Source organism: Streptomyces sp. NPDC014727, from assembly GCF_043083485.1.
GTDB lineage: Bacteria > Actinomycetota > Actinomycetes > Streptomycetales > Streptomycetaceae > Streptomyces.
Genome location: NZ_JBIBYR010000007.1, coordinates 19908 through 32778, shown reverse-complemented (window position 1 = coordinate 32778; position 12871 = coordinate 19908). Strand labels below are relative to the sequence as shown.

At 68.3% G+C, this 12871-nt stretch carries 15 protein-coding genes and 1 pseudogene; 9 read left to right on the top strand and 7 right to left on the bottom strand.

The features are described from left to right. Nucleotides 1–5 precede the first annotated feature (5 nt). Together ACF1B9_RS13515 and ACF1B9_RS13510 are read left to right on the top strand one after the other, a co-directional pair. Entirely contained in the window at nt 6–362 is a 357-nt protein-coding gene (locus ACF1B9_RS13515) for a hypothetical protein (protein WP_391742613.1), read from the top strand. A 44-nt stretch (nt 363–406) separates the two neighbouring features. After that, on the top strand, nt 407–928 hold the full coding sequence (locus tag ACF1B9_RS13510) for an ATP-binding protein (protein ID WP_391742615.1): 522 nt from the start codon (nt 407–409) through the stop codon (nt 926–928). Nucleotides 929–1130: 202 nt separating this feature from the next. Here ACF1B9_RS13510 and ACF1B9_RS13505 read toward each other — a convergent pair whose 3' ends face one another. Both ACF1B9_RS13505 and ACF1B9_RS13500 read right to left on the bottom strand, forming a co-directional pair. Further along, nucleotides 1131–1754, bottom strand: a complete 624-nt coding sequence (locus tag ACF1B9_RS13505) for a DsbA family protein (protein ID WP_391742616.1) — start codon at nt 1752–1754, stop codon at nt 1131–1133. A gap of 23 nt (nt 1755–1777) precedes the next feature. After that, nucleotides 1778–2179 (bottom strand): ATP-binding protein, encoded by a 402-nt coding sequence (locus tag ACF1B9_RS13500; protein ID WP_391742618.1) that lies wholly within the window; start codon nt 2177–2179, stop codon nt 1778–1780. Between the two features lie 112 nt (nt 2180–2291). Between ACF1B9_RS13500 and ACF1B9_RS13495 the strand changes: the two genes are divergently transcribed. The 4 genes from ACF1B9_RS13495 (at nt 2292) to ACF1B9_RS13480 (ending at nt 4963) form a co-directional block, all read left to right on the top strand. Next, nucleotides 2292–3116, top strand: a complete 825-nt coding sequence (locus ACF1B9_RS13495; protein WP_391742620.1) for a Scr1 family TA system antitoxin-like transcriptional regulator — start codon at nt 2292–2294, stop codon at nt 3114–3116. Then, nucleotides 3113–3364, top strand: coding sequence for a DUF397 domain-containing protein (locus ACF1B9_RS13490; protein WP_391742621.1), 252 nt, complete (start codon nt 3113–3115; stop codon nt 3362–3364). The genes ACF1B9_RS13495 and ACF1B9_RS13490 overlap by 4 nt, the downstream gene beginning before the upstream one ends. 24 nt (nt 3365–3388) lie before the next feature. Beyond that, complete coding sequence (locus ACF1B9_RS13485) at nt 3389–4054, top strand: 1,4-alpha-glucan branching protein (protein WP_391742622.1); 666 nt, start codon at nt 3389–3391, stop codon at nt 4052–4054. Between the two features lie 117 nt (nt 4055–4171). Next, nucleotides 4172–4963 (top strand): DUF4253 domain-containing protein, encoded by a 792-nt coding sequence (locus ACF1B9_RS13480; protein ID WP_391742623.1) that lies wholly within the window; start codon nt 4172–4174, stop codon nt 4961–4963. Here the strand turns inward: ACF1B9_RS13480 and ACF1B9_RS13475 are convergent. Further along, nucleotides 4960–5334, bottom strand: a pseudogene (locus tag ACF1B9_RS13475) (integrase core domain-containing protein); the annotation flags it as partial. The gene ACF1B9_RS13480 and the pseudogene ACF1B9_RS13475 sit on opposite strands and share 4 nt — an antisense overlap. Nucleotides 5335–5413: 79 nt before the next feature. Beyond that, complete coding sequence (locus tag ACF1B9_RS13470; protein WP_391742625.1) at nt 5414–6676, bottom strand: beta-ketoacyl-[acyl-carrier-protein] synthase family protein; 1263 nt, start codon at nt 6674–6676, stop codon at nt 5414–5416. A gap of 65 nt (nt 6677–6741) precedes the next feature. On the opposite strand from ACF1B9_RS13470, the gene ACF1B9_RS13465 reads away from it, so the two are divergent. Beyond that, entirely contained in the window at nt 6742–7359 is a 618-nt protein-coding gene (locus ACF1B9_RS13465) for a TetR/AcrR family transcriptional regulator C-terminal domain-containing protein (RefSeq protein ID WP_391742626.1), read from the top strand. Between the two features lie 198 nt (nt 7360–7557). Here ACF1B9_RS13465 and ACF1B9_RS13460 read toward each other — a convergent pair whose 3' ends face one another. After that, nucleotides 7558–8199, bottom strand: coding sequence for a class I SAM-dependent DNA methyltransferase (locus ACF1B9_RS13460; protein ID WP_391742628.1), 642 nt, complete (start codon nt 8197–8199; stop codon nt 7558–7560). A gap of 135 nt (nt 8200–8334) precedes the next feature. Between ACF1B9_RS13460 and ACF1B9_RS13455 the strand changes: the two genes are divergently transcribed. Beyond that, the gene (locus ACF1B9_RS13455; protein WP_391742629.1) at nt 8335–8484 is read left to right on the top strand and encodes a hypothetical protein; all 150 of its coding nucleotides are present in this window, start codon (nt 8335–8337) and stop codon (nt 8482–8484) included. Nucleotides 8485–8514: 30 nt separating this feature from the next. On the opposite strand, the gene ACF1B9_RS13450 is transcribed toward ACF1B9_RS13455, so the two are convergent. Then, the gene (locus ACF1B9_RS13450) at nt 8515–9318 is read right to left on the bottom strand and encodes a thioesterase family protein (RefSeq protein WP_391742630.1); all 804 of its coding nucleotides are present in this window, start codon (nt 9316–9318) and stop codon (nt 8515–8517) included. A gap of 338 nt (nt 9319–9656) precedes the next feature. Between ACF1B9_RS13450 and ACF1B9_RS13445 the strand changes: the two genes are divergently transcribed. Beyond that, complete coding sequence (locus ACF1B9_RS13445; RefSeq protein ID WP_391742632.1) at nt 9657–10001, top strand: hypothetical protein; 345 nt, start codon at nt 9657–9659, stop codon at nt 9999–10001. Between the two features lie 189 nt (nt 10002–10190). Here the strand turns inward: ACF1B9_RS13445 and ACF1B9_RS13440 are convergent, their stop codons facing one another. After that, nucleotides 10191–12776 carry a WD40 repeat domain-containing protein gene (locus ACF1B9_RS13440; protein WP_391795912.1) on the bottom strand — a complete coding sequence of 862 codons (2586 nt, stop codon included), beginning with the start codon at nt 12774–12776 and terminating at the stop codon, nt 10191–10193. Nucleotides 12777–12871: the final 95 nt, after the last annotated feature.

Sequence of the window (12871 nt, the reverse complement as noted above, 5' to 3'; positions counted from 1 at the left end):
GGGTCGTGTTCGAGATTTCTCGTGAAACGCCTTCCGGAGCACCTTCACGAAGCGCTCTCAAAACCCAGGCATGGGAATACATGAACGAGGGAAATTCAGACGCCCTGAATGACCTGTTCACCGAGAGCAGTGTCGGTGACTCCTACACGAAAGACTATGTGGATCACCTTGAGGACGCCAAGCCGAGCCGACTGGAGATGTCCATCGGTGACTACCGAGGAGTTCACCTGCTGACCCTTTCAGGAACAACGAAAGAGGGAGGGAAGCTCTGCACTTCATGGCAGGTAAAACAGAAGGGTGGCCGATGGTTTTTGGACGCGGCACCACTCGTCCGATCCAACCCGTGCGACGCCACACCCTGAGCACCACGCCTCACCGGTCTCGCTGCACAGTAGCGTTGGGTTCTATGATCGTATGGCTCAACGGCACCCACGGCGCAGGCAAGACGACGACCAGTGCACTCGTGCAGCGCCTGATCCCGGATTCACGGGTGTTCGACGCCGAGAAGGTCGGCGAGACACTCATGGACATCACGCCGGGACTGCCCTGGACGGGCAACTTCCAGCACTGGCCGCCGTGGCGGCCGCTCGTCGTCGAGACCGCCCGCCACGTACTCGACTACACCGGCGGCACTCTGGTGATCCCCATGACTGTCCTGGTCGAGCAGTACTGGCGTGAGATCAGTACAGGCCTCGACCAACATGCCATCCCGGTACGGCACTTCGTCCTCCACGCCGACCAGGACACCCTCCGCGGGCGCATCGAGGGGGACACTCTTATGGGCCCTTCCGTATTCCGTCTCGAACACCTTGAGCCGTACGCCGAGGCGGCCCGCACGTGGCTGCACGGCGAGGCCGAGGTCGTCGACACCACGCACCTCACGCCCTCCGAGGCCGCCCGGCAGATCGCAGAGGCCGTCAAGAGCTGAGGTCCACTCGCCGCGCGAAACAGGCGCAGGTGGCAGGGAAAGAACGACCTTCCGGTGTCAAGCAGCGCGAACAGGCTCCATCAGGACCCAGCTCAGCCCAGCACCGTGCTGTCATCTGCCCCGAGGAGTCGCAGCGGTCGTGACCGATTGACTTTGTCCACTTCCAGCGGTTCCGGCTCAGGTTGTGTGGAGCGCCCACGGGCTACCCGGTGTAGTAGGCGAGGTAGCCCCTCTCGAACTCTGGCAACTCCACGCCGCTGAGCTCCAGTGTCGGCGTACCGATGGCACTGGCACTGGAGTCCTGGAAAGCCTTCTCGGATGCGGCGACGAAGCCTTGGTACTTCATCGTCCTGACCGCAGCGTCGAAGCCCGGCCCGCGCAGGCCCTCTACGCGGGATGCCATCTTCAGTAGGAACTCGTCGGTGAAGCCGTCGACCGCTTCATCTGGCTGATGTGCGAAGAGGACCTGGTGGTACTCGACGAACTTGCCCTCTGCCAGTGCAGCGCGCAGCGCGTTCGCGGCCTTCTTGGAGCCGTTGCCGCCCAGCCTGTCGTCGAGGAAGGATGCGAGTGTGTAGTGGACCTGCACCGAACCCTTCTGAGTCAGCTTGTTCAGCTCGGCCCCGGCGCCCTGTGTCTCGAACTCCTCACAGACAGGGCAGCGCAGATCCTCGAAGAGCCTGACGGTGGTACCCGCACCCTCATCGCCGACCACGATGCTCGTCCCGTCCGCCCCCAGCGACTCCGGTATGTCGGCATCAGTGGCATAGCCGGTACGCGTCCCGCACGCCGCAAGGGACAGTCCCAGGACGATTGCGATCGCCATTGCCCGAGTCACCGAGCCGGAATTCACCCCCGGCCGAACGCGCACCACACGACCTTGCCGGGACTCCGCTCCCCCACCCCCCACCGGTCGGCGACCGCCTCCACCAGCAGCAGCCCCCGCCCGGACTCCCCGTCTGGCTCCCGCACCCCCGGTTGCCCGCCCCCGCTGTCATGGACCTCGACGCGCAACACCGCTCCGCCCTCCTCCAGCAACAACCGCAACCGATACCCCCGCCCCGGCGGCGCCCCGTGCACCAGCGCATTGGTCGACAACTCGCTCACACACAGCAGTACGTCATCCAGCCGCGCACCGAACCCCCAGTCGACCACGGCCTCCCGCACGAACTCGCGTGCCGCAGGAACCGATCGGCGCTCTCGCCGGTAGAACCGCTCACGCAGCAGCGAGAGTTGCATCGTCTTGTCCATGGGACGAGAGTCACACTCCGTGACTACGCTGCCGCAGTATACGCACCCGTACAGATTTCTTGTACGGGTCGTGCGCGCGTGACGTACGCACGTAGGTGGGAGTTCGATCCGTATGCACCCCAGAAAGCGGCAGCGCAAGAACGCGTCGGCCATGAAACTCGTGGGCAAACTGGTCGCCGTGTTCCGCACCGCGGCCGGCCTGACCCAGGCCCAACTGGCAGATCGGGTGGGCCACCAGGTGGAGACGATCGCCTCCATCGAACAGGGCAGACGCGCGCTGCTGCCGGAACTGGCGGGTCGACTCGACCAGTTGCTGGATACCAAAGGAGCGCTGGAGACGGCGGTGGGCAACATGCCGGAGGTGGACCTGATCCCGGCGTGGGCGGAGCAGTACATGGATCTGGAGCGGGACGCGCTGGCTCTCTGCTTCTTCGCAAACCAGGTTCTGCCCGGTCTGCTTCAGACCGACAACTACGCCCGATCCGTCTTCGACAGTCGAGTCCCCACATTCAGCAGGGAAGAGATCGACGCGCATGTCGGCAAACGACTGAAGCGTCAGGAGCTTTTGGCCCGCAAGGTGCCCCCGACCACCAGCTTCGTCATCTCCGAGGCCGTTCTCCGGGACCGCCTCGGAGGCGAGGAGGTGTACCGGGAGACCCTGCGCCATCTTCGCGCCTGCGTCGATCTGCCAGGTATCACGCTCCAGGTCCTGCCGCTCGGCCGCAAGACACACGCAGGACTCGACGGGCCATTCATCCTGCTGGAAACTCCGGACTACCAGCACATCGCGTACACGGAAACGCAGCGCGGCAGCCAGCTCATCTCCGATCCCGATGAGATCAGCATCCTTGCGCAGAGGTATGCGATGCTGCGAACGCAGGCCCTCAACACCGAGGAAACGAGGGACCTGCTGGACCGGCTGCTAGGAGAGCAATGAGCACTGCACGTGAGTGGTTCAAATCCAGCTACAGCGGCAGCGACGGCGGCGAATGCCTCGAAGTCGCCTACGACTGGCAGAAGTCGAGCCACAGCGGCAGCGCGGGCGGGCAGTGCGTCGAGGTCGCCGCCCACACCGCCGCCGTCCACATCCGTGACTCGAAGAACCCCGACGGCCCCGTCCTCACCGTCGCGCCCACCACCTGGACGGCCTTCGCCGGTTTCGCCGCCGACCGGCGTCTCGTCTGAGCCCACGCAAGGGATACCACCGCCATGGCTGTCATCCACCGCACCACACTGACGCCTACCAAGCTGGAGCTGCTCGCCACTTGGCTGCCCGCGCAGCCCTGGTACCGGGGCAAGGCGGGGCAGCAGCCCGAGCTGGCCAGGACCGGAGGATTCCGGCTGGACGACCCGGAAGGCGACGTCGGCATCGAGTTCATGGCGGTCACCGACACCTCGGGGGACCAACCGGTCTCGTACCAGGTGCCGTTCAGCTACCGAGGCGCACCGATTCCGGGCGCCGACGAAGCACTCATCGGCACCACCGAGCACGGGGTGCTGGGGCAGCGCTGGGTGTACGACGGAACGCGTGACCCGGTTCTCGTCGCCCAGCTGTTCGCGCTGATCGTCGGCGAGGCCGAGCCGCAGATGCAGAGCACGAGCAACACCCCCGACCCGTCCGTGACCGGTTGGTTCGCTGAGGCCGGCATCAAGGCCGCGCTCGCCTCCACGACCGTGACCGACGACCCGGACGGTACGGACCTCCTCGTGGAGACGGCCCCCGACGGGCGTCGGCTGACCATCCACATCAACCGCGTTCTCCAGCCCGGCCAGGCCACGGACGAGCAGGCACTCGGTCATGTCACCGCGGACGCGCCGCTGCCCGACGGTACTGCGGCACGCACCGCGTTCGTCGTCGTCCACGCACACCCCTAGTCCGAACCGTCCTGCCGTCCCTGCGGCCTGCCCACGAGCGGCCGTAGGGTGGCCGCAGGCGTCCGGAGACCGCCCGGCGCCCGGCCGCTGTCAGTGGCCGCGTCTAGAGTCGCGGGCATGGCGACGCTCCCGAATCCGCTTCCTTCCCTGGCCACCTCCGGGGTCCGACTTCCGCCCGGCGCACTGGTCGACGCGACGATCGACGGGCCGTGGCACGAGCCGCTGCTCTGGTACGCCGACGAGCCCGCGTCCCCCGGGACATGGGCCGCGATGCGCGCCGCAGGACGGCCGGTCGGGCTGCTTCCCGTGCTGATCGACGGCGGGAGACGCGACCAGTGGCCCGAGACCTGGGATCTGATCCCGGACAGTGTCTCGTACCCCGGTGATCACGACGCCGAGGAGGTGCTCGGCGAGTACTGGGCGGACTGCGCGCCCGACGAGTTGGACGCCTCGGCCGACGAGTGGCCGGGGCTGGCCCCCTCCCCCGCCGCCGACGGGCCCGACACTCCGGACCGTCTGGCGGCCGATATCGCGGACGAGTGCACCGGCCCGGACGGCTGGTACCCCGGTACGCGGGCGGCGCTCGTCCCGGCCCGGCGCAGCGCGGACATCCCGGCGGCGATCGGCTGGTCCGGCCCGGTGAACTACGAGGAAGACGTGGCCCGGCTCTGCGCGGTCCTCCGCTCCTGGGAGGACCGCTTCGGCATACGGGTCGTGGTGATCGGCTTCGACACCCTGACCGTCTCGGTCGGACGGCCGCCCACCACCCTGGCGGAGGCACGGGCACTCGCCGCCGAGCACTTCGCGTTCTGCCCGGACAACATCAACCAGAGCCCGCCGTACGACCTGGACGTCTACGCCGAGAAGATGGTGCTGAACCAGGAGACCTGGTCGTTCTGGTGGGACTAGGTGTAGGAGGCCAGGACATTACTGACGCCCTGGCGTAACCACGACGCAGGAGGTTCTCCATCAGCAGCGCTGTGGGGGCGGTGGACGTTGCAGTGGATGTTCCAGGTCGCGAGCGCTTCTCTACGCTGGTCTTCGGGTACCCAGGCGCGGGCGTAGAGGAACTCCTCGGCAAGGATGCGGTTGTATCTCTCCACCTTCCCGTTGTGTCGAGGCGTGTACGGGGTGATCCGCTGGTGGCGTGACCCGAGCAGGGCCCGAGCGAATGCGTCAGCGCGGTAGCAGGCACCGTTGTCGGTCACGACTCGCTCGATGTGGGTGATCCCATGGGCAGCGAACCGGACTCGCGCCCGGTGGAGGAACGCGACGGCAGTGGCCGTGCGATCGGACGAGTCTTGCAACGTTCGATCAATCGGCGGCGACCCTCCACGGACAATGGTGCGTTCGCGTGGGTCATGGTGTCGTCGAGGCCGTACGGGATGCGTGGTGCCGTGCGCCGGTGACGATGAGTGAGACGTTCTGTCCGCCGAAGCCGAAGGAATTGCTGAGCACGGCCTCTTGGCGGACGTCTCGTCGCTCTGCGACCACATCGAGATCGATGTCGGGCCCGACGCCGGCCGCGGTGAGGTTGCGGGTCGGCGGGATGATGCCGTGCTCCACACTGAGGACGGCGATGAGCGCCTCGATCGCACCGGCGGCGCCGAAGAGATGACCGAGTGCCGCCTTGGGGGCTGTCACGGTGGCGCGGCCGAATACTTCCCCGATCGCGTGTGCCTCGGCGACGTCGCCGACCGGAGTTCCGGTGGCATGGGCGTTGATGTGGCTGATCTGCTCGGGAGTCAAACCGGCTTGCGCAAGGGCCTTCCGCATAGCGGAGACCTGACCGGAGCCGTCGGGAGCGGGTGCCGTGATGTGGTGGGCGTCGGCGGCGATGCCGGCGCCCGCGAGTACAGCGTGGACGCGCGCGCGCCGGCCGCTGGCGTGCTCGGCGCTTTCGAGCACCACGACAGCGGCGCCTTCACTGAGGACGAATCCGCTGCGGTCCGCGGCGAACGGCCGGGACGCTGACGCGGGTTCGGCGGTGTACCGCGACAGTGCTTGTGCCTGGACGAAGCCGGCAACGGTGATCGGGGTGATCGCGGCCTCGGTTCCGCCCGCGATCACCACGTCCGCCTCGCCGGCACGGATGAGCCGGGCCCCCAGGGCGATCGCCTCGGCACCGGAAGAGCACGCCGAGACGGGCGTGTAGACCCCGGCCCGTGCGCCGTATTCGATACTGATCAGCGCCGCCGCCGCATTGGGCATGAGCATCGGTACCGTGCGTGGCGAGACGCGCCGCGTCCCGGCCGCCTCCAGTACGTCGTCTTCCTTCAGCAGCGTCCGCACGCCCCCGATGCCCGTGCCGATCGCTGATGCAAGCCGGTCCGGGTCCACCCGCGGGGCACCGGCATCGGCCCAGGCTTCGGCCGCCGCGGCGAAGGCCGCCTGCTGCGAGCGGTCGAGCCGCCTGGCCTGCACCGGCAGCAGCAACTCGGCGGGGTCGATCGCCATCGTCCCCGCGACGGTGTCGGGAAGGCCGACATCCTCGTGGCCGCGCAGGACGCCGCCGCGGATGCCCGACTCGCCGGCAAGCAGGGCGTCCCAGGTGGACGCCACGTCTGCCCCGAGTGGGGTGATCGCGCCGAGTCCGGTCACGACGACTTCAGTCTGGTGCATGCCCTTCAATCTTTCTTGTATGCGATACAAGTGAACAGCCTTGTTGTATCACATACAATTTCGGCGTGGAGAAGAAGCGAACCGAAGCTCGATCAACGTCGGCTCGGTCGCGTGACCGCGGTCGCGCGACGAGGCGCCGGCTGATAGAGGCAACTGCACAGCTCTGCAAGGAGCGGCCCGGCGCTGAGGTGAGCGTCGCGGAGATCGCGAGCGCGGCAGGCGTCTTCCCCAATCAGGTCACCTACTACTTCGGCTCCAAGGACTCGCTCCTCGTGCACGCCGCCTTTCTCGGCTTGCTGCACGACGCCCGACGGATTGAGCGCCTCGGTCGCCAAGCCCCCGATGCGGCGACATTTCGGCGCAACATCGCCCGCGCCGCACTGGCCATGCCCTCGCTCCCATCGGTCGCGCGAGCACTCGCCGCCGGGATCTCCAAGCCAGAACTCGCCCCCGTGGTCGACCGGCACCTCCAGTTGTTGTTCCGGCAATCCGAGCGCTTCGTGAGCCAGCTCATCGACGGTCGCGGCTGGAGGGCCCGCCGACCGCTCGACGTGGAGGTCAGGACGTTCTGGAGCACCGCGCTCGGCGCAGTGCTGCTCGTCCGGGCCGGGGCACACGGCACTGTCGCCGACCTCGACCTCGCCGGAGCATTGACCATCCACGACGAACCCGAGCACGGCTAGCTCAGCCAAACGGGCCTGCGGCGACGACGTGTGCCGTTCCCGCGCGACGGTGGCCTTGTCGCGGTCGGCATGTTCGCCGACGAACTCCCCTGTTGCGCCTGGAACAAGGCGTCAAGAACCTGCTTGCCAGCAACAACTAGATCACCGGCAGAGTCCGGGTCGACGCGTGCCGTCGATGACGCCACGCGACAACCTGAGTTACTTCCCTGCGCGCATCAGCAGATGTCCCCGGCGGAACCGTTCCCCCTCGCATGGCTCACGCAGCATCCGGCCGACCTCGGTGAAGCCGGCCTCACCGGCCAGCCCCGCGAGGTCGTCGATCGGCCATCGGTAGGCTGTCGTCACCTTGTGGTCGAACGCCGTGACCGGCTCACCTTCCGACTCGAAGAAGGCGAGCAGAAGAGTTCCGTCGGGCGCGAGTACCCGACGGAACTCGGCGAAGCACGGGGGCACATCCTGCGGTGGGGTGTGAATGACCGAATACCAGGACACGATGCCTTGCAGCCGGCCGTCGGACAGATTCAGGGCGTCCATGGAACCGACCTCGAAACGCAGGTCCGGGTATGCCTCGCGGGCGAGACCGATCATCACGGGCGACAGGTCGACGCCGAAGACGTCCAGCCCCAGATCCCGCAGGTGTGCCGTGACAGGTCCAGGGCCGCATCCCAGCTCGGCAACGGTCCCAGGGCCGGCGGCCCGCACAGTCTCGGCGAACGCGGCGAGCACCGCGCGATCCAGCGGAATGGCGTCGAGGTCATCGCGGGGAAGTTCGGCATAGAGAACGGCGACGGCATCGTAGGCATCAGCTGTTGCACAGCGGTACGAGGAAAGTTCAGTCACAAGCGAGGACAGTAGAGCCTTCCCAGCGCTGACGACTGACCATCGGACAAGTCCCAGTGGCGACTGCTCGAAGCGGCAGTGGCACCACCCGCGGACAAGGCGCGATCAGGCCATCTGCCGTCCTGTGGTTCCAGGATGAGCAACTCTGCGGCTCCTGCCGTCCTCACGACCGAGGACCTGACCGAAGAGATACGTGCAGTGCGTACTGTGCTGGACATAGCAGGTTTCAGTCACGGCGAGGTCGACTTCGAAGCCGTCATCAGGTCGTCGGATGTCCTGGCGTGAGTACGTCACGTACTGCCGCGGAGACACGGCTCAGTCACGGTCCAGCGGACGGACGGTGAGAATCTGTTCGGCGTGACCGACGGGCCCGCGGAGGTCATGGAGGACGCTGCTGGTGAGCCCCTGCCCCGACGGGCCGAAGGCAACGGTGGTGTCCAGCCCGGTCCACGGCCCTTCCGGCTGCCGGTGCAGGTGGACCGTCAGGTCGAGGTTCGGGAACATCCACGCGGTGGGGTCCTGCTGGACGGCGATGCCGTTCGCGGTGTCCACGAGCGCGATGTACGAGGCAAGGGCACTGCTCGGCTCGCCCGCGACCAGGTCGACGGGCGAGGACACCCAGGCAGCCGTCCGCCCCTTGCGGGTCGGAGGCATTCGACGGACGTCGATGGACGAGACGTAACCTCCGTTCCACTCCTCGTCCATGGCCCAGGCAGTGCACTCTTCGGGGGCGGGAAGCCGCTCGTGGGGGCTGTCGGCGACGACCTCGGTGTCCAGGACCGCCAGCAGCCAAGCACGGGCACGCACGACCGGACGGCCGCCGATGACCACGGTCGCTTCGAGGAGTTCGATGGTCCGGCCGGGACGAACGGTGTCAACGGTGATCTCGCACTCGTCGAGGGCGATTCGGCCGAGGATGTCGTAGCTGATCCTCGCCAGTACGAACTTCCCCGGCCGCGTCGCGAGGTGCCGTTCGACAGCGTGCACGACGAGCCCCGCGAGCGGGCTGAAGTGCTGTTCGTCGGTGTCCCAGGCACCCCCTGCGTGAGACGTGGGTTTGTAGTGGTGCTCGCCCGTTCGCTCGTAGTAGCTCTCGCGCGCGATGACGCCTGCGGTCACAGGATCCGACTCCTTGGGCAGGGCAGGTACACATGGGATAGCTACATCTGTCACGCATCGTATGGAGCGTCACGCTCACCGGTCACCGTGATCTACCGCACAAGCGGTCAAGGGGGACGGCAGCCGTTTCCCAAGGCACGAACCGGTAGCGGGTCGCGGGTCGCGGGTCGCACAGCGACCTCCTGGCGCACGGCGCCAAGGAGGCCGAGTTGCAGGCCCTGCACATCGCCTTGTCCTGACGCCGGGCAGGCCCCCGTACGATGCCTCACGCTCCGGCGCCCGGCGGATGAGTACGGCGACTCATGTGCCGCATTAGAGCGCCGAGTTGAATCGCACGCATGCCCGACAACGTCATGGACAGCCGCCCTCGGCACACCTGGATCGCCTCGCTGATCTCCACGGTCGTGACGCTTCCGCTCGCGTTCATCGTCCTGGTCTTCGGCGGGCTCGCGCCGATGGCCTGCGACTCCTGCTCGGAGGCCGACTCCGACCGGTTCGATGCCGGCTTCGACACAGCGTGGACGGTGCTCCGCTGCGGCCTGGTCCTGGCCCTGATCGTGCTGGTCGCGAGTTGGGTGCTCAACCGGCGCAGACCGCCGGCCTGCGCCGCGCTCGCCGTACTCGCCCCCGGCACGGTGGTTTTCGCATGGGTGGTGTTCATGTCCCTGGTCGACTGGCCCTGAGCGGCCTGAAGCTTCCCGCGACCTGAGTGGCTTTCGCGGTCGACTCGTGCTTCGGGCATGTCGAGCCGGTGGGAACGGGCCCGCCGCCGGCGACGCGGTGGCGGCGGCGGTCGCGCGCCGTGGTGGCGGCGGTCGCGCGCCGTGGCGTCGGCCTCGGCTCCCGCCACGTCTGCTCTGCAGCCCTCTGCCTCAGTGTCGGCTGAGCACCGCGACCTCCGGTCCGAACGCGACCACCAGCGCTCCACCCGGCGCAGTGACGAGCGCCCCGACCGGAAGCGGGAGCACATACTCCGTCCCCACCTCGCGACCGGTGGCGAGATCCCAGAGCTGCACCGTCTGCTCCTGGCCGACGGCCACCACGGCCCGGCCCGCGACGCCGGTGACAGCCACGGCCCGGCCTGAGCCTGTGTGACGTGCCGGAGCGCTGCCGACCTGCCGCCCGGAAGCAAGGTCCCACAGGCGCACGGAATCGTCCCGCCCCCTGGTGACCGCGACAGGCTGACCGTCCACCACCGCGGTCGCCACCGAGGTCACCCAGTCGGTGTGTCCGGCCAGGGGTTCGCCGGCCTGCCGGCCGGTGGCGAGGTCCCACACACGCACCGTCCTGTCCCAGCTTCCCGTGACCGCGACGGGCCGTCCCGCCAGCACCGTGGTGGCCACGGCCAGGATCCTGCCGGAGTGACCGACGAGAGGTTCACCGACCTGCCGCCCGGTGGCAAGGTCCCAGACACCCATGGTCCGATCCGAGCCTGCGGTCACAGCGACGGGCCGACCGTCCAGCACTGCGGTGGCCAGGGCCAGCACTCTGCCGTGGTGACTGAGGAAAGGCTCACAGAGGTGCCGGCCGCCCACCAATTCCCTGACGTGCACCCTGGCGTCCGGACCGGCGGTGACGACGACGGCCCGGCCGTCCACCACTGCGGTGGTCAGGGCGGACACCTCGCCCTCGAAGCCGTTGAGGGCGTCGACGGCCTGCCGGCCGGTGGCCAGGTCCCAGGCGCGCACGGCCTGGTCGGCGCCTGCCGTCACGGCGACGGCCCGCCCTTCGAGAACCACCGTGGCGATCGCCAGGACCGAACCGGTATTCCCTGAGCGGGGTTGGTCGCCCTGTTGGGTGTTTGTGAGATCCCAGGTCCGCACCGTGTGGTCCGCGCCCGCGGTGACAGCAACAGGACGCCCGTCCATGACAGTGGTGGCCACGTCCCAGACCTGGCCCGTGTGGCCGCTGAGCGGCGGGCCCACCTGTTGCCGGGCAGCCACGTCCCACACCCGTACCGTCCGGTCGAGGCCGGCAGTGACGGCAAGAGCGCGCTGGTCAACGTGCGCGGTGGCGATGGCCCAGACGCGATCGGTGTGGCCGCTGAGCGGTTGTCCCACGGGCAGCCCGGTGGCCGCCTCCCGTACGTGTACTGTCCCGTTGTTCTCAGCAGTGAGGGTGACAGGTCGTCCGTCCAGCACCGCAGTCTCCGCGGCACCGTTCGAACCGGCCGGGCCGGTGCTGCCCATGTGTGATCGGCTGTCCCGACGGCCGGTGATCAACTCCCAGACCGGTGCTTCCTCTTCCGCACCGACCCCGGGGGTGACAGGTTGTCCGCTCGGCACGATGGTTTCCACCACGCGCATGCCGTCCGCCCCCTGGCGGCTCGTTGCCAGGTCCCAGATGCGCAGCGTCCGGTCGGCCCCGGCCGTGAGAGCGACGGGGCGCCCGCCCATCACCCCGGTCTCCAGCCCCCGTACGGGCGTGCCGATCCTGCGGCCGGTCGTCAGGTCCGCAAGGAACGTCTCCTCTCCCGTGTCGACTGTGACGGCTATGACTCGCCCCTTCACCACCGTCACCGCGTACACGTCTGGTACGCCCTCGGCGTCCTCCAGCAGCAGGTGGACAGGGCTGGTCCGGGGAGCATCGGCCGGGTGGCCGGTGGTCAGGTCCCACAGGCACGGTGGCTGGTCCGCCTCCATGGTGAGCGCGAAGGGACACCCGTTCAGCAAGCCGGCTCTCACCACGCGCAGGGACTCACCGACTTGACGCCCGGTGGCCACATCCCGCACACGCAGTGTCTGGTCCGCTTCGGAGGTGAGAACGACACGGCGCCCGGCCAGCATCGCCATGTCCGTCACCGGTGCGAACGCGTTGACCTGGTGGCCGGTGGCCAGGTCCCACACACGCATCGTCCGGTCTGCCCCGACAGTGAGGACGACACGTCGGCCGTCCAGCATCGTGCTCTCCAGCACCCGGACGAACTCCCCGACCTGACGGCCGGTGGCCGGATCGACCACGAGCACCGTCTCGTCGGTGTTCAGGGTGAAGGCCACGGCTTGTCGGCCCGCCACCGCCGTAGTCACGGACACGACCTCCGCCGTGATGGACGACACCGGGTCGGTGCGGCCGGTCACCGGCTCGTGGAGCCGGCGGCCCGTGGCCAGGTCCCACACCCGCACAGTCTTGTCCCGGCTGCCCGTGATGGCGACGGGCCTGCCGTCGACCACCGCCGTCGCCACTGCCATCACCGGGCCGCTGTGACCGAGCAGGGTATGCAGGAGCCGACGGTCCAGCAGAGAGCCGCTTGCCCAGTCAACCGTCCACTCCGCAGGGGGTTCCCCGGGCACGTCGGCAGCGGCGAGCCACGCGGACAGGTCGCGGTCACCCAGCCGGGCCGCGTCCAGAGCCAGCACCTGCCGGCGCCGGGCGGCGCCGATGTCCCGGTGCACGCCTGCCGAAGCCCGGTACACCGTCGCCACGAACTGGGCTCGCGAACCACGCGCCTGATCCAACACCCCCTGCACTCGCTCGGGTTCGGCTGAGACCAGAAGCCCTGGATCCGAGAACAACTCATCCACGTCACAGGGCAAACCCTCGGAAGCCTCGAACA

What these genes read in the sequence shown, in the direction of transcription:
- ACF1B9_RS13485 (WP_391742622.1), top strand. Translation starts at nt 3,389, where the DNA reads ATGGCTGTCATCCACCGCACCACACTGACGCCTACCAAGCTGGAGCTG.
- ACF1B9_RS13455 (WP_391742629.1), top strand. Translation starts at nt 8,335, where the DNA reads ATGAGCAACTCTGCGGCTCCTGCCGTCCTCACGACCGAGGACCTGACC.
- ACF1B9_RS13445 (WP_391742632.1), top strand. Translation starts at nt 9,657, where the DNA reads ATGCCCGACAACGTCATGGACAGCCGCCCTCGGCACACCTGGATCGCC.
- ACF1B9_RS13470 (WP_391742625.1), bottom strand. Translation starts at nt 6,676, where the DNA reads ATGCACCAGACTGAAGTCGTCGTGACCGGACTCGGCGCGATCACCCCA.
- ACF1B9_RS13490 (WP_391742621.1), top strand. Translation starts at nt 3,113, where the DNA reads ATGAGCACTGCACGTGAGTGGTTCAAATCCAGCTACAGCGGCAGCGAC.
- ACF1B9_RS13510 (WP_391742615.1), top strand. Translation starts at nt 407, where the DNA reads ATGATCGTATGGCTCAACGGCACCCACGGCGCAGGCAAGACGACGACC.
- ACF1B9_RS13480 (WP_391742623.1), top strand. Translation starts at nt 4,172, where the DNA reads ATGGCGACGCTCCCGAATCCGCTTCCTTCCCTGGCCACCTCCGGGGTC.
- ACF1B9_RS13505 (WP_391742616.1), bottom strand. Translation starts at nt 1,754, where the DNA reads ATGGCGATCGCAATCGTCCTGGGACTGTCCCTTGCGGCGTGCGGGACG.
- ACF1B9_RS13500 (WP_391742618.1), bottom strand. Translation starts at nt 2,179, where the DNA reads ATGGACAAGACGATGCAACTCTCGCTGCTGCGTGAGCGGTTCTACCGG.
- ACF1B9_RS13495 (WP_391742620.1), top strand. Translation starts at nt 2,292, where the DNA reads ATGCACCCCAGAAAGCGGCAGCGCAAGAACGCGTCGGCCATGAAACTC.